The organism is Henriciella algicola, from assembly GCF_003576245.1.
GTDB lineage: Bacteria > Pseudomonadota > Alphaproteobacteria > Caulobacterales > Hyphomonadaceae > Henriciella > Henriciella algicola.
The window spans coordinates 342,720-357,760 of the sequence record NZ_QWGA01000003.1 but is presented as its reverse complement, the minus strand read 5'-3'; the positions used below and the strand labels follow the sequence as shown (position 1 = coordinate 357,760).

At 61.2% G+C, this 15,041-nt stretch carries 14 protein-coding genes and 1 tRNA gene; 10 read left to right on the top strand and 5 right to left on the bottom strand.

The window, feature by feature from the left end:
* The first annotated feature begins 25 nt into the window (after positions 1 to 25).
* From D1222_RS02235 to D1222_RS02225, 3 genes are all read left to right on the top strand, one after another.
* Positions 26 to 553: an adenine phosphoribosyltransferase gene (locus D1222_RS02235; RefSeq protein WP_119452605.1), complete on the top strand. Its 528-nt coding sequence runs from the start codon at positions 26 to 28 to the stop codon at positions 551 to 553.
* A gap of 30 nt (positions 554 to 583) precedes the next feature.
* The gene (locus tag D1222_RS02230) at positions 584 to 2,548 is read left to right on the top strand and encodes a hypothetical protein (protein ID WP_119452604.1); all 1,965 of its coding nucleotides are present in this window, start codon (positions 584 to 586) and stop codon (positions 2,546 to 2,548) included.
* A gap of 72 nt (positions 2,549 to 2,620) precedes the next feature.
* Positions 2,621 to 3,211, top strand: a complete 591-nt coding sequence (locus D1222_RS02225; RefSeq protein ID WP_119452603.1) for an ATP-dependent Clp protease proteolytic subunit — start codon at positions 2,621 to 2,623, stop codon at positions 3,209 to 3,211.
* On the opposite strand, the gene D1222_RS02220 is transcribed toward D1222_RS02225, so the two are convergent.
* Positions 3,212 to 4,048 (bottom strand): alpha/beta fold hydrolase, encoded by an 837-nt coding sequence (locus D1222_RS02220; protein ID WP_182481842.1) that lies wholly within the window; start codon positions 4,046 to 4,048, stop codon positions 3,212 to 3,214.
* Between the two features lie 344 nt (positions 4,049 to 4,392).
* Here D1222_RS02220 and D1222_RS02215 point away from each other — a divergent pair, with 344 nt between their 5' ends.
* From D1222_RS02215 to D1222_RS02190, 6 genes are all read left to right on the top strand, one after another.
* Positions 4,393 to 6,519: a TonB-dependent siderophore receptor gene (locus D1222_RS02215; protein ID WP_233348470.1), complete on the top strand. Its 2,127-nt coding sequence runs from the start codon at positions 4,393 to 4,395 to the stop codon at positions 6,517 to 6,519.
* Positions 6,520 to 6,546: 27 nt separating this feature from the next.
* Positions 6,547 to 7,134, top strand: a complete 588-nt coding sequence (locus tag D1222_RS02210) for a hypothetical protein (RefSeq protein WP_119452601.1) — start codon at positions 6,547 to 6,549, stop codon at positions 7,132 to 7,134.
* 12 nt (positions 7,135 to 7,146) lie between these two features.
* On the top strand, positions 7,147 to 8,649 hold the full coding sequence (locus tag D1222_RS02205) for a PepSY-associated TM helix domain-containing protein (RefSeq protein WP_119452600.1): 1,503 nt from the start codon (positions 7,147 to 7,149) through the stop codon (positions 8,647 to 8,649).
* A 131-nt stretch (positions 8,650 to 8,780) separates the two neighbouring features.
* Positions 8,781 to 9,455: a guanitoxin biosynthesis heme-dependent pre-guanitoxin N-hydroxylase GntA gene (gene gntA / locus D1222_RS02200; RefSeq protein WP_119452599.1), complete on the top strand. Its 675-nt coding sequence runs from the start codon at positions 8,781 to 8,783 to the stop codon at positions 9,453 to 9,455.
* Positions 9,452 to 10,054 carry a DUF1989 domain-containing protein gene (locus D1222_RS02195; RefSeq protein ID WP_119452598.1) on the top strand — a complete coding sequence of 201 codons (603 nt, stop codon included), beginning with the start codon at positions 9,452 to 9,454 and terminating at the stop codon, positions 10,052 to 10,054. The genes gntA and D1222_RS02195 overlap by 4 nt, the downstream gene beginning before the upstream one ends.
* Positions 10,047 to 10,319, top strand: coding sequence for a hypothetical protein (locus D1222_RS02190; protein WP_119452597.1), 273 nt, complete (start codon positions 10,047 to 10,049; stop codon positions 10,317 to 10,319). Before D1222_RS02195 ends, D1222_RS02190 begins: the two co-directional genes overlap by 8 nt.
* Positions 10,320 to 10,405: 86 nt before the next feature.
* Here the strand turns inward: D1222_RS02190 and D1222_RS02185 are convergent.
* From D1222_RS02185 to D1222_RS02175, 3 genes are all read right to left on the bottom strand, one after another.
* A tRNA-Met gene (locus D1222_RS02185) sits at positions 10,406 to 10,482 on the bottom strand.
* A gap of 89 nt (positions 10,483 to 10,571) precedes the next feature.
* A complete protein-coding gene (locus D1222_RS02180; protein WP_119452596.1) occupies positions 10,572 to 11,678 on the bottom strand; it encodes an NAD(P)/FAD-dependent oxidoreductase in 1,107 nt (368 codons plus the stop codon).
* A 9-nt stretch (positions 11,679 to 11,687) separates the two neighbouring features.
* A complete protein-coding gene (locus D1222_RS02175) occupies positions 11,688 to 12,827 on the bottom strand; it encodes a serine hydrolase domain-containing protein (RefSeq protein WP_119452595.1) in 1,140 nt (379 codons plus the stop codon).
* 176 nt (positions 12,828 to 13,003) lie between these two features.
* Here D1222_RS02175 and D1222_RS02170 point away from each other — a divergent pair, with 176 nt between their 5' ends.
* Positions 13,004 to 13,702, top strand: a complete 699-nt coding sequence (locus tag D1222_RS02170; RefSeq protein ID WP_147371799.1) for a tetratricopeptide repeat protein — start codon at positions 13,004 to 13,006, stop codon at positions 13,700 to 13,702.
* Here D1222_RS02170 and D1222_RS02165 read toward each other — a convergent pair.
* The gene (locus tag D1222_RS02165) at positions 13,699 to 15,024 is read right to left on the bottom strand and encodes a tetratricopeptide repeat protein (protein ID WP_119452593.1); all 1,326 of its coding nucleotides are present in this window, start codon (positions 15,022 to 15,024) and stop codon (positions 13,699 to 13,701) included. The genes D1222_RS02170 and D1222_RS02165 overlap by 4 nt on opposite strands.
* Positions 15,025 to 15,041 lie beyond the last annotated feature (17 nt).

The window sequence follows — 15,041 nt, the reverse complement described above, 5'->3', positions numbered from 1 at the left end:
CGCTAAACGCAGCTAAAGTGACGAGATGGACTTCAAATCGACCATCCGGACCATCCCCGACTACCCTCGCAAGGGTATCATGTTTCGCGATGTATCGACCCTGATGGCCGATCCGAAGGCGTTTGGCGCAGCGGTCGAGAGACTGTCCGCCCCGTTTGAGAAGTTCGAGATTTCGAAGGTTGCCGGGATCGATGCGCGTGGCTTCATACTGGGCGGGGCGATCGCGCTTCGGCTCAAGGCGGGGTTCCTGCCCCTGCGCAAGCCGGGCAAGCTGCCTTACCGAACCTTCAGCGAGTCCTATGAACTCGAATACGGCTCTGATGCGCTGCATATGCACGTGGACGGCGTGGAGCCCGGTGAGCGTGTGCTGCTGGTCGATGACCTGATCGCCACAGGGGGCACAGCGGAGGCTGGCGTGAAGCTGCTTCGGCGGGGGCGGGCCGATATTGTCTCGGCTGTCTTCCTAGTTGACCTGCCTGACCTTGGCGGGGCGCGCCGAGTGCGTAATATGGGGGTCGAAGTCAACGCACTGGTCTCTTTCGACGGAGACTGACACGGCCGTTTTCAGGGGGACAACCAGATCATGAAACGCATCTCACTCGGGGCGACGCTCGTCCTGTCGACCTATCTCACCGCTTGCGACAATCCTCCGCGCGTACCGGAGCTAAGGCAGGGCGATGGCCTGTCAGGCCCCGAAACGTCTGAAGGCGGCGGGTCCGAATCGACAGGCTGGAGCGAGAAGTTCGCTGCCTTCGAAGCGTTTGAGGCCGAGGCCTATGCCGACCCGGGCAGCAGCGAGGCGGACCTTGCCAATATCCAGGGGCTGCTGCCAGACTTTGTGAGCGTCAGCTGGGACGAGCAGTCTTTCGACGAAACGACAGGTGCGACGGCTTTTGATAATTTACGGGTCACGATCAATACAGAGCCAGCCTTTGGCGTCGCGATGGATGAAGCGCGCGTCTGGGGGTTCGATGATGACCTGCTGATCGCCCGTCTGAACGGTGAGCGCCTCGACGAAACCGGCAGGGTCTTCGACCGGCTGGAGGCTGACGGCTATTCGCTGTTCGGCGCGGCGGGCGCGATGGAAGCGGTTTTCGACGTGATGGAAGCCCAGATTGGCGAAGAGGCATCGAGCGAAGTCGACTTTGGCGTCAATCAGTTCGACATGACCGTTGAGAGCACGGTGACCGGGCCACTCACCCTGCGCCCGTTCGAATATGTCCCGTTGAGTGAGGAGACGTACGCCCAACTTACGGACATGCTTGAGATGGAGCCTGGTGAGCTCGAGGAAGAAGGTTTTGACGGTCTCCAGGCCCTGCGCCTTGCGCAGCAGGTGATCGCTGTTGGCCGGTCCGTCGAGATTGAGCGCGGATCGGCGCGCAATATGGACATGACGATGCAGATCGACAGTCCTGAGGTGAGTCAGACCGTGTCCTACACGCTCGACTTCTATGGCTATGAAGGCCTTTCCGGCTACGACATCGACGGCATCTACTATGAAGGGATGCGCCAGCAGCAGGGCATGTCCTTCGACGGCGAGGCGCTTGAAGCCGAAGAGGTGTATCCAGACGGGCTGGACATCGATCAGCTGCTGACGGCCGACTACATGTCCTATGAGGGCATCCGTCTCGACACGCTGGCGGGTTTCCTGGCGCGCAGCGAGTTTCCGGGACTCGACCAGCGAGACCTGATCAGCCTCGGCCAGAGTGTGGTGACCAATTATACCTATCAGATGGGCGGGGCCGAGATGTTCCGCGTTGACGAAATGAGTGTCACTGCGAACGAGTTCGAATGGCTTCTGCCAGAAGAGATCCTCGTGGATATGCAAGGCGTCGCGGTCTATCCGGGCCAGATCGGCGAGACGGTCCTGACCTTCGTACCTTCCGGCGAAGATGAGGAGATGCAGGCCGTGCGCGCGGATATCGAAGCGGGTATCGACTTGCTCGATGAGCACGGCTTCAGCGAAATCCCCGCCAATATTCAGACCGCAATGACCTGGAACAAGGATAGCGGCGAAACGGAGTTTTCCTTTGCGGCCCAGTCGGACGGCTTTGGTGAGCGGATTGCCCGGCTTGGCATCACACTGCCGCCATATGATCCGATTGCGGCGGCTGCCGAGGAAGGCGAGCTCGACTCCGCGTTTGAGGATTTGTTCGAGACGCATTTCACCTTCAATGGCGCGCGCCTCTACGAGTCTGATGATGGCGGCTATGACAAGCTGTTCGGCTATCTTCATGCGCTCGGCCAGCAGCATGAGAGCGAAGGCTGGGGCGCAACGCTGGCGGGTATGCCACCAGAAGACCTGCGCCAGTTCATCGCGGTGATGACCCGATCGGCCAAGGGCCGCGTGCAGGACCAGTTCCCGCAAGCGGTCGACTGGATCGAGGCCGTCGCGGCATATTTCGAGACGTCTGGCGGTAGCCTGGATATTCGTCTCGATCCGCCATCGCCGCTGACGCCGGATCGTATCGAAGAACTGGCCCGGGCCAATGACATGGACGCATGGGTCGAACAGTTCGGCATCAGCGTTACGCATACGCCGGAATAGGTGAGTGAGGTGCTTGACCATAGCGCTGGCGCGCCTCACCTATGGCTTCTGACTGAATGCACGGGAGACGTCATGTATCGCCTCGACGATGAGACCGAACAGAAACCGCAAACTGAGCCGAACGCCTTTCTTGAAGAGGCGCTTTTCAAGGCCAGGACAATCATGCTCACGGGCGGCGTGGACGACAAACTTGCACGCCGGGTTTGTGAGCGCCTCCTCGCGCTTGATTCCGAAAGCGACAAGCCGATCCTTCTGGTCGTCTCCTCACCGGGGGGCCATGTCGAATCCGGCGACATGATCCATGACATGATCAAGTTCGTGAGCGCGGACGTAAAAATCCTCGGCTCCGGCTGGGTCGCCTCTGCTGGTGCGCTGATCTATTCGGCCGCCAAGAAAGAGAACCGCTACTCGTTGCCGAACACCCGCTTCCTGCTTCATGAACCGCGTGGCGGCTTTGGTGGCCAGGCGTCCGACATCGACATTCAGGTGCGCGAAATCGTGCGTATGCGCGAGCGCCTGAACAAGATTTTTGCCGAAGCGACCGGCCAGCCGCTTGAGAAGATCAAGGCTGACACGGACCGTGACCACTGGATGAGCGCTGAAGAAGCGGTTTCCTATGGCCTCGTCGGCAAGATCATTACCAGCCGCAAGGACCTTGCCTGATCAGTGCAGGGCGCTGCTTTCAACAGCAGCGGACATGGTTTGAACAACAGAAGTCCGGCCCAGGAAGGGCCGGATTTTTTGTGCCGTCAGCTCTGGTTTCAGGAAGGGGAAGAGATGTCCGCCATCTTCGATCCATTCCTGCCTCGAGCCAGGGATGAAGGTTGATAGCTGAAGCGCATTGGACGGCGCGATGATACCGTCGCGCGTGCCGGCAAGGATAAGCGTCGGCGCGGTGAGAAAGGGCAGGAAAGCGAGGCTGGACCAGCCCGTGAAGCCGAGTAGCTGACGCGACATAGCATCCGGCGGCGCGAAGGTTGCGGCATTGGTCGCGTGATGAAGCTTGCCGAGGTCACGCTCGAGCTCTGTCCAGAGTTTCAGAAAGGGGAATGCCGAAGAGAAGAGGCCCGCCTCGCGCCAGTCATGTGTGAGCATCGTGAAGCCGCTGCATGTGGCAGCAAGGATCAGGTTGGCGACTTCCTTGCGGTATTGGAGCGCGACCTGCTGGGCGAGGACGCCGCCTAGCGAAAAGCCCATCAGGTCAAACCGTCTTGCGCCCAGCTTGGCGCAGGCCTGAACCACGAGGCGCGCGAGCAGGATAGGTGAATAGACAATATCGGTTTCCGGCGTCTGGCCGCTGCCCGGCATTTCAATGGCGATCAGCCTGGTGTCAGCGAATTGGGCGGCGAAAGGCGGTATCAGCTCGAGAGGCGAGCCGATGCCATTAAGGAAGACCAGCGGCCGTCCCGGTGCCTCGTCATTCCAGATATGAATGCGCAGCTTTGTAGGCCCCGACTGATGCCAGGCTTCCAGAGGCGCTGTGCGAGGGGGCTGAGGCAAATCGACTACCATTTCGTGATGCAAGAATTTGCCGGGCGGCGCGGCGATAGTTGCAGACGGTTACAGCTTCGTCAAAGCGTGGCTGTAGCCCTGAATGGAAAAAGGGAGACCAAATTGGTCTCCCTGATCCACTCTACACGGTATACTCTACCAAGGGCTTCCTTAGTCTATCCGCTTTAAAAAATCCAGAGGCGAAACGCTTCGTACGCAGGGCCGGTGTGCAGATGATGCATACGGACTGCTCACACTCCCAGCAGCCGGTGAGAATGCAATTGACTCGCAATAGCGGCGCCTCTAAGGCGCTGGTGTTGAAAATCATTCGCATTCTCGGAAGTTGAGGGATCATGGGGTACAGAACATTCGCAGCAGCGCTGGTCATGTCGGCGAGCGCAGGCGCACTGGCCACCGCGCAGCAGGCGGACCTGCCATCGCAAGAGGCCGATAGCCGTCAGGAAACCGTTATCGTGACGGGTACAACCGCTTTCGGTGCGACGAAGTCCGACACGCCAATTGTTGAGACGGCACGGACCCTGTCAGTCGAAACTGCGGACATGTTCATCGACAAAGGCGCGCTGAACCTCGCTTCGGCGCTGGCCTATGTGTCCGGTGTGACGGCGGAGCCCTATGGCTTCTCGACGCGCGGCGACTTCCCCCAATCGCGCGGGCTGGAGCTGCCGCGTTATCGCGACTCCATTCAGGAGCTGTTCGGCAGCTATAATTCCACCCGAGCCGATCTCTATACGGTCGAGCAGATCGAAGTCCTGAAAGGCCCGGCTTCGGTGCTCTACGGGCAAGGGTCGCCCGGTGGTATCGTGAACTACGTCTCGAAGACGCCGCGCGACACGTTTGGTGGTGAACTGCGCGCCGAGGTCGGCAATTTCGACCGGTATCAGGTTGCTGGCGATGTGACTGGCCCGATTGGCGGCGAGGACAGCCCGTTCTCTTTCCGCCTGGTTGGCCTCTACCGCGATACGGGAACGCAAGTCGATCAGGTCGATGAAGAGACCAAGGTCATCATGCCGTCGCTTGCCTGGCAGGCCACGCCTGACACCCGCTTTACGCTGATCGGTCTGGTACAGGACACCGACAGTGACACGGCTGCGCAGTTCATTCCGATTAAAGGCACGCTCGAACCGCTCGACGACGGCACCTATCTCGACTGGCAGGTGTATGCCGGCGAGGAAGGTTTCAACCGGTATAATACGAGCTCTGATCAAGTTACCCTTCTTGGTGAGCACCGCATCAACGACAATCTGATGATTGAAGGCACCGCGCTCTGGCGTTCGGGCGAGGCAGACTATCATCAGGCCTGGCCAGCCTTCATCGGCGGCACGCGCTACATCAATGATGTGCTGGGCGTGAACCTTTTCTCCGACACGACGGTGGCTCGCACTTTCTATCAGGGTGACAACACGTTCGATCAGCTGGCCGGCGACATCCGCCTGCGGGCTGATTTCACGACCGGCGCGCTCGAGCATGAGCTTCTGGCTGGCGTCCAGCATCAGGATGTCGAGACCGACAGCAACACGTCCTACTATTTCGCAGGCGGAGCGCTGGCTGGTGACTTCCGCTATGTGCTGGACCTGAAGAACCCGGTCTACACAGGCGCCCCCGATCAGGCGGTGTTTGACGCGATCTATAATGATGCGCCAACGCAGACGACAAAGGATACGGGCGTCTATCTGTCCGACCAGATGGCCTATGATAAATGGCGCTTCACGGCTGGCATCCGCTTCGACAGCGTCGAGAATGAGGCCGGTGCCGTCAGCCAGGAAGATGACGCCGTCTCTACGAGCTTTGGCGTCCTCTATCGCTTCGACAATGGGTTCTCGCCTTATGTGAGCTATGCTGAGAGCTTCGAGGCGGTCGTCGGTACTGACATCAACGGCAATCAGCTGGAGCCTGAAGAGGCACGCCAGTATGAGGTCGGCTTCAAGTATGAGCCGCGCGGTATACCAGGCCTCATTACGGCTTCGTACTACGATATCGAGATTTCGAACCTGCCAAACCCGAACTCTCTGCCGGGCAATGCCGCCCAGCAGCAGGGCATCTCGACGCTGAAGGGTTTCGAAGCCGAAGCGCGCCTGCAGTTTGACGAGATCTATTTCCAGGCGGCCGCGTCCACCATCGATGCGGAAGACCCGAACGGCTTCAAACTGGCGGCGATTCCCGAAACGCAGGCTTCGATCTGGACGACGTGGCGCCCTGATGGAGCCTGGGAAGGCTTCAAGGCAGGCGCAGGTATCCGTTATGTCGGTGAAACCGTGTCGGAGAATGCGACCCTCTCCTACACGACGCCGGACTATACGCTGGGCGACCTTATGGTCGGCTATGAGTGGGACCAGTGGGACTTCTCCGTCAACGCCCGCAACATCACCGATGAAGACTATCTCACCGGCTGTCTGACGCGCGGTGACTGTTTCCCGGGCCTTCGCCGTACTGTCGTTGCGAGCCTGAGCTACGACTTCTAGCGCACCTGAAGAGGGAGACCGCCAGCCATGGGTACGTTTGAATGGACCCTGTTCCTCCTGGCCGCTGTGGCAGGGCTAGGCGGTCTCTACATGCTGTATGCAGCGTGGAAGCGGCCCGGGCGGCCCTTCCACGTGCTTGGCGGTTGGGGTTTGCTACTGGCGGCGGTCATTGCTGGATGTGTGGCCAATGCAGACCGTGGCCTGGCGCAAGTGAGCGTCATCGTCATGGTGGCGGCCTGCATCTATTTCGCCGTGCCGATGATGAGGGGCGTCGCCCTTCCTGTCGCAGATGCACGCCAGAGGGCAGGGGCCGCGGAGATGGCGATACCATCACGTCACCCGGTGCTCAGCGGGCTTGCCGGGGTCTGGACTTTCCTGCTCACCGGCCCCGTCGCAGGCGGGATTGCGCTGTTCGGCGCGGCGGGTTTGTTCAAGCTTCTGCGCGCCGTGTCAGTGAGTGTGGCGACCGCTGGCGCGAGCGCTATCATTGCCGCCGTTCTCATCTGGGCCGTGGTGTCGGTGCTGCTTCTGATTGAGCCGCGGGCGGGTCGACGCTCGGCCTTTGCCGGGGGCGCGCTCGTTCTCAGTCTCGTCGCCGCCTTCATGCCGCTCTAGAAAGGATTTCCTATGGCGACTTCCATCTGGCCAAAGTCCAGCAAGGCGCGCGTCGACAGGTCCCTGTCGGCGCATTCGGTTATGGGGCTGGTAATCAGTGCGCTCATGTTCATCGTCTGCCTTTCAGGCACGGTGGCCATGTTCGAGGACGAGATCGGCTGGTGGGAGAACCCGGTTCAGGCCCCGGTCGAAGCGGTCGGACCTCAGGTCGCGCAGGCGGCCGCCGTCAACGTCTTCGAGGCGCAGCCAGAGACAACACACCTCTACCTCTATCTGCCACGCGACAACTGGCAACGCTTTGTCATTGGCGGCGATGATGGGCTGCAGAGCGCGGACGCGCAGGGTGCGATGACGGGCGGGTATGAGACTGCCTGGAACGACTTCCTCATCCATCTTCACTATTATCTCAGCCTGCCGACCAGTTTCGGCATGATCGTGGTCGCCATCCTTGGCGTGATGCTGGTGGCGATGGCGGTGTCAGGCCTGCTGGCGCATCCGCGCATCTTTCGCGACGCGTTCCGCCTTCGCACAAAGGGACAGGCGCGGCTGGTGCAGGCTGATCTGCATAACAGGCTAAGTGTCTGGACGGCGCCTTTCACGATTGCGATTGCGCTGACCGGGGCAATGATTGGCCTGTTCGTTGTCGTGGCGGTGGTACTGGCGCAGACGAGTTTCGACGGCGACCCTCGGGCGTTGAGCGAGTCGATCTTTGGCGCAGAGGGCGAGATAGATGAGAGCCCGGCGCCGCTCGCTGATGTTGGCGCCGCGCTTGCCACGCTGGAAGACATCGAACCTGACGCAAACCCCTTTCTCGCCATCGTTCACGACCCGGGCACGGCCAGCCAGCATACGACCATCTATGGCGAGCATACGGACCGGCTTGTTTACGGCGAGATGTATGAGTTCGGCGCGGATGGCGCCTATGAGGGCAAAGCTGGGTATACGGACGGTGAGGCAGGCAAGCAGATCGCCATGTCGACCTATCGGCTCCATTTTGGCGACTTCGGCGGCTTCGCCATGAAGGTCGCCTATTTCGTGATGGGGGTCGGCCTCTGCATCGTCGTGGCGGCAGGCCTCAACATCTATTTCCTGAAGCGCGCAGAAGCCGGACGCGGCATGCCGAGGCTCGAAGCAGCCTGGGCGGCGCTCGTCTGGGGCAGCCCGGCGCTGCTGGCCGCGACGCTGGCGATCAGCCTGCTCGGTGTTGGCATGGTATCGCTGACGGCTTTGTTCTGGCTCGGCGCGCTCGCGCTGTGCGGGCTTGGCCTTGTGCTGAGAGATCAGGTGAAGACAGCGCGCTGGATGCGGCTCTGCTTTGGCGTGTCGCTGCTCGCAGCGGTTGGTGTGCACGCCGTGCGTTTTACTGAGAGCTATCAGTGGCTGCATATCTCGGTTGTGAGCGCCTGTTTCGTGGTGCTTGGTTTCTTCCTCGTGGCGAGGACGCTATCGTTCGGTCGCTCGTCGCAAGTAGCGGCTGAACCCTCTGCGGCTCCTATGACGTCGGCTCGTCGGTAAAGCGGCTATCGGGACCTAGAAAATAACCTCGGATAAGTTGTGGTGACATCGCCCCGGTCAATGCCGGGTGGTGCCGGAACTCTCGAACTTCTGCCGCAGTTAATGATGCGCTCGTCTAACGGAGACATCATATGACAAACGGCAAAGACCCGGTGATACACCGTTTTGAAGACTTCATTTCCTCCAACGGCTTTCCATGCGTTGGCGCTAAATCCGCTTTGGTGCGCCAGGGTCTGGAAACCCGCTGCTATCGCTCAATCCTCAGAACCTCAGACGATTTCGAACTTCAGCGAGAGCTGACGAAGTTCCTGAGCGGTATCGATGTGAGCAGCCCGGTCGTCAGATCTTTTGCGGCAATATTTCCTGACGAAATCCCGTCCACCGAAGCCGATTTCGAACGTGCCCTGTGGGACCGGCTGCAGTCGCTGCATAATCTTGACGTCGCGTCTGGCGGTGCCTGGGCAGATAACGTCTCGGAAGACCCTCAATCCAGCCACTTCTCGATGAGCCTCGGCGGCCACGCTTTCTTCGTTGTCGGCCTACACCCGGCCGCGTCGCGCCCGGCGCGCCGATTCGAGTATCCAGTGCTGGTGTTCAACTCACACGACCAGTTCGAAAGACTGCGTGAGGACAGACGATACGAAAAGCTGCAGAGCGTCATCCGCGAGCGCGACAAGGCTTTGGCGGGGTCCATTAATCCGATGCTTGCCGATCACGGGTTTGGCGCAGCGGCGGCTCAATATAGCGGGCGCAAGGTCAGTGCAGACTGGGTCTGCCCATTCGAAAAGAAGGAGTTGGCAAGTTGACAGTAAGAATCCCCCCAAGGTCCGGAAAGGGCTTCAGACTGAACAAGGGCGAAATCCTGAAAGTCACCGACCCTCAAGGTGAGCAGGTGTCAGACATGGTCGCATTCAATGCCGCCGATACGAAGGAATATATCTCATCGGGTCGCTCTATTGATTATGCGAGCAAGATGTTTCTCTCGACGGGAGACATCCTCTACTCGAACCGAAGTAATCCCATGTTTGAGATCATCTCGGACGATGTAAAGCGTCATGATTTCACGCTGACCCCTTGTTCGCGTGAGATGTTCCGAAAGCTTTATGGAGAAACCAATCCACCACCGGGTTGCCAGGGCAATCTGGAGATGGCGCTGCAGCCTTATGGTATCGCGCCCGACCAGGTCCCGATCGCTTTTAACATCTTCATGCATGTCGCCGTGAATGGAGAGACCGGTGAGATTGAAGTCCGGCCGCCTCTCAGCAAGGCAGGAGACTCCATCAAATTGCGCGCCGAGATGGACATGATCGTGGCGCTGACCGCCTGTTCGGCTGGCCAGTCAAACAACCACACCTACAAGCCGATTGACTTTGAGCTCCTGCCTGAGGGAGCTGCCGATGGTTGATGTTTTGACCTGGTTTGCATCCTTGTCGTGTATCGTCGCGGCGCTGCTCGTATCGCTGAATGCTGGCGCCAAGTGGTCCGGTGTCGGCTTCCTGGTCTTCTCGCTGTCTTCTGCGGCCTGGGTCTGGGCCTCAATGCTGGAGGAGGAGGCGCCGCTTGCCTTGCAGAACATCGTCCTGCTGGCGATCAACCTGTTCGGGGTTTATCGATACCTGTGGCAGCCGGCACAGAAAGAGAAGTCGCGACGTTCAACGCGAACAGCCTGATGAACGGCTTGGGCGCTGCTGCGGCCTTCACTTTCTGGGGCTGGTCCAATGGACCAAAAATTTTTCAAAGCAAACCGGAAATGAAGTGGTGGTTCGGGGGAGACTTGAACTCCCGACCTCACGATTATGAGTCGTGCGCTCTAACCAGCTGAGCTACCGAACCGATCGGCCCATGGGGCGATACCGCAGGACCCGCTAAGAGCGGGCTGCGAAGCGGGCTGAATACACATTGAAGATGGCTCGTGCAACCGCCTAATCCAGCAAGCCTGCGACATGATCGGCAATGGCGAGCGAGGAGGTGAGGCCCGGGCTCTCGATCCCGATGAGGTGGATCAGGTGTTCACTTTCCTTGCGGACCATGAAGTCGCCCGAGGGGGCACCTTTCTCCACGATCTTGGGGCGCACGCCTGCATAGTCCGGCGTGAGGGCACCGTCCGGGAGGCCCGGCCAGTAGCGGCGCGCGGAATCGTAGAAGAGTGAGGCGCGGGCTGGATCCACCTGGTAGTTGAAGGGCGGTTTTGCATCATCCGGCAGCCATTCTGCGTCCGGCCCGAGCTTGCCGCGGCCTGCAAGGTCCACGGTGAGGTGAAGGCCGAGACTGGCGCGTCCCGGCATCGGATAGATGAGGCGCGAGAAGGGCGTCTTGCCGAGAATGCTGAAATAGCTGCCCTTTACATAATGTGGCTCTGGCAGGTCGATGTCGGCATCGATGAGGCGCGCAAGTTCAATGGCGCGGTGGCCTGCGCAGTTGATGACGGTGCGGGCGCTGATCTTGGCGGGAGTCTCTCCGCCTGTGATGAGCTCCACGCTGTCGGCCGTGCGCGTGCCTTCGGTGACTGGAGTGCCAAAGGCGATCATGCCGCCAGCGTCTTCCAGCTCCCCCTGAAGGGCGAGGAAATAGCCATGGCTGTCGAAGATGCCTGAGACGGGCGAATGGATCGCGGCGGCGATGTCTTCGCTGAGGGCAGGCTCCAATCGGCGGGCTTCGACGCCGGGAATGATCTTGAGATCCTCGACATCGTTTTCGCGCGCGCGGTCGAGGATATCGGCGAGCTGGTCTTCCTCGTCAGGGTGGGCGACGACGAGCTTGCCGCAATTATTGTACTCGACGCCGTGATCCTGAAGGTAGGCGTAGAGTTTGCGGCGCCCTTCGACGCAGAAGCGCGCCTTCAGCGAGTCTTTCGGATAGTAGAGCCCGGCATGGATGACTTCTGAATTGCGCGACGAGGTATGGCTGGCGATGAGGTCTTCGGCCTCGAGCACGATGACATCACGCCCCGCCTGCGCGCAGGCACGCGCAACGGCAAGGCCAATGACACCGGCCCCGATGACAATGAGATCTGCGTCCAGCCTGTCCATCCATTCTCCTTAAGCGGCGCCGAGCGCCTGCCAGACTTCAGCCGCGAGCGTGATGGCCCGCATATCGCCGGTGGTCGTGCCCTGCATTCTGTTCATCGCATAGGCGATCGTGGTGCGCGCCGCCATATCGATGAGGACGATGGAGCCGCCATAGCCGCCCCAGAACATGGCCTGATCGTGGAGCGCTGGCGACATCGGCCCGGAAAGTCCGAACCCCATGCCATAGCGCACCGGCATATCGAGCACGAGATCGGTGCCTTCGACCTGGCATTCAAGCGCCTTGCGGCAACCTGCCTCGGAGAGGAAGCGCTTGCCCTGCGAGACGCCGCCATTGGCGAGGATGGTGTGAATTTCGGCAACCGAGCGGGCGTTGCCGGTCCCGCCGGCGGCCGGGATTTCAGCGCCGCGCCAGGCACGTGTGCGGGTCTCGCCGACTTCGATGGGCGGATTGGCAAAGGCGGCTTTCTTGTTGTCGGTCTCGAAGCTGAAGCCGCCGCCCGCTGCTGGTGGGGGCTGCAAGTCTGCGACGCGGTGATCCTCTGACGCCGGCAGGCCGATATGGAAGTCTGCGCCAAGAGGCTCTGCGATGTCTTCGCGGAAGACGGCGCCGACGGTGCGCCCGCTCGCCCGGCGGATGACCTCGCCAACGAGATAGCCTTGCGACATGGCGTGATAGCCGGGGGCTGTGCCAGGCTCCCAGAGCGGGGCCTGCGCGGCCAACAGGCTGACGGCATGGTCCCAGTCATAAAGCATTTCCTTAGGCGCGGGCTCGGTCCAGCCGGGCACACCAGAGGAGTGGCTCATCAGGTGAGAGACCTTCACCTTGTCTTTGCCATTGGCGGCAAATTCCGGCCAGTATTCGGCGACCGGCGCGTCGAAGTCGATCAGGCCCTTGTCCGACAGGTAGAGCGCCGTCAGGGCGGTCATCGTCTTCGTCGTTGAATAGACGTTGACGATCGTGTCCTTTTCCCACGGGCGGGTCTTTTCCGGGTCGGCATAGCCGCCCCAGAGGTCGATGATGGTCTCGCCATCCTTGGTCACGCAAAAGGATGCGCCGATATCGGTGCCGTCCTGCAGGTTCTTCTCAAATTGCTCGCGCACGCTTGCGAATTTCTCGTCAGCTTGTCCGTGCGCCATTCCCTCAGCCATGGCTTTTATCCCCCGTCTTCTTTTTCTTTGGCGAAACTAGGAGGGCGGCGTCTAACAGGCAACGAAGAAGGCGGCTGGCTGCTTGATTGGCGAGACGGACTTTCGCGCTATCCTCACCTCGCATGAGACAGATTGCTGTTTCCCTCGCGCTTTTGCTCATGGCCGCGTTGCCGGTCATGGCAGACCCTGCAGAGGAAGCCTTTGCCGCGGGACGCTACCTTGAAGCGGCAAGCATTGCCGAGCAGGCGGGCGGCGCGGACAATCTGGCGCGGGCGGCGCGCTGCCTTCTTGCAAATGAGGTTGCTGCCGGCGCGCTGGATGAAGCGGTGCTGCGACGGGCCGAGAAACTGGCGCGCGTGGCTTTGCAGGAGGACGCCGATCACGGAGAGGCGCGCCTGCAGCTAGCCATCGCGCTGTCCATGCGATCACGCCTGATGAGTACGCGCGAAGTGCTGAATGCAGGCTATGGCAAGACGGGGCGCGAGCTTGCCGAAGGTGTTCTGGAGGATGACCCCTCCAACGTTTATGCCCACGGCTTTCTGGCCGTCTGGAATGTCGAAGTGCTTCACCGGGGCGGATCACTGGGGGCGGCCTGGTTCGGGGCGAGCCTCTCGTCCGCGCGGGCGCATTTCGAAAAGGCGCGGCAGTTGGATGCGGACAATGCGTCGCTCTGCTGGCAGTATGCGCGGGCGCTGGCCGCTCAGGATTACCGGCGCAATCAGGACGAAATCTTCGAAGTCCTGACCTGCGCCCTGGAAGCGCGTGCCACTAGCGAAATGGACAAGCTCATGCAGGCGCGGGCGCGCGAATTCTGGAGCTTCGCGCGGGTCCATAGCGGTAGACAGATCGAAGCGCGCGCGGCGGACCTTCTTTAGGGCTTATCTCCGGAAGCTGACGCCAGAAGCGGCACGTAGTTGCGGCGGCAGTCGAGCGCGGTTGGCGCGCTAGACGGGCGTTGGCGCAGCGCAAATTCATGGCTGATGACGGCCATGGTCACCGCGTCCCTGTCGAGACCCCCATTACGGGTCGGGTCGTTGACGAGGCTGCGATAGGCGTTGGCGGCAACCTGCAGGAGCGCTGTTTCGGCAAGCTCGGAGCGGCCTGTGTCCAGCTCTTTCTCAATGACGAGCAGACAGGAGGCGGCAGCATCGCCGTTGGGGCTGAGTGGGGTATCGGCGAGGATGGCAAAGCGCTGACCGCTGGCGAGGGTAACCGGATCGGGCGTCGGCGCGCGGTCAAAGATGGCGTCGGCCAGGCTGGCGGCGAGCCGGCCGGGGGCAGGCGCGGCGTCTGTTGACTGGCTGGACGCAGCGGCGGCGGCGACCCGGTCGCGGGCTTCAAGCTGGATGAGGATATGCTCCTTCCCGGCCTCGCGAACTGCATCGCGAGGAAGGTCTTCGAGCATGTATTGCGCGCTCTCCAGCCCCATTTCGAATGCGTAGCCAATCCACTGGGCAGCGGCGACCATTTGCGGGGTGCCGCCCCATACACCGTCCCGGTAGATCGCGCCGAGTGTGGTGGCCGCTGACGGGTCCTTGCGTGCGGCGGCGACGAGGAGGTCATGTGCCTCAGTGCGGGTCGACGGGCACTGGTTTTGGCGCAGGCAGAAGCGGGCAAGAAGGCGCGCCGCATCGGGGCTTCCCGATCTTGCGCGGGTCAGAATGGTGCTTTCGCTGGAGGGCGCAGCCGGTTCGGGCACTGGTGCCTCAGCAGGGGCGGGCGAGGTGTCAGCGGGGGCAGGGGAGAGATAGGCGCCGCCGCCCGCAGCGATGACGAGCTCGCGCGGCATCTGGGAGAGGCGTCTTGGCCCGGCCGGGTCGCCCAGTTTCGCGGCAAGAACCGCGAACTCCGCCGACTTGGCCGCGTCCTTCGCCTGTCCGGCGTCGCCATAGGCATAGATACGGCTAAGCTGGACCGCCGCCGGCCAGTCGCCGGCTTCGGCCGCGCGGGTGAGATAGGTGACGCCAAGATCTTGATCGCGCGCATAGCCCATCCCGTAGAGATAGGCCTGACCGATAATGGCGAGAGCGTCGGCCTCGCCCGCATCGGCATAGCGGCGGATCAGCGCTATCTCGCTATAGTCTTTTTCCAGATAGGCATCGATTGCCGCATCAAGCTCTGGCGGGCCAGCAAAGGCTGGACCGGCAAGCAGAAGCGCAAGCCCGAGCAGGCCAGCAATGTGTTTTCGCGTCCCCATGAGGGGCGAGAATAGCG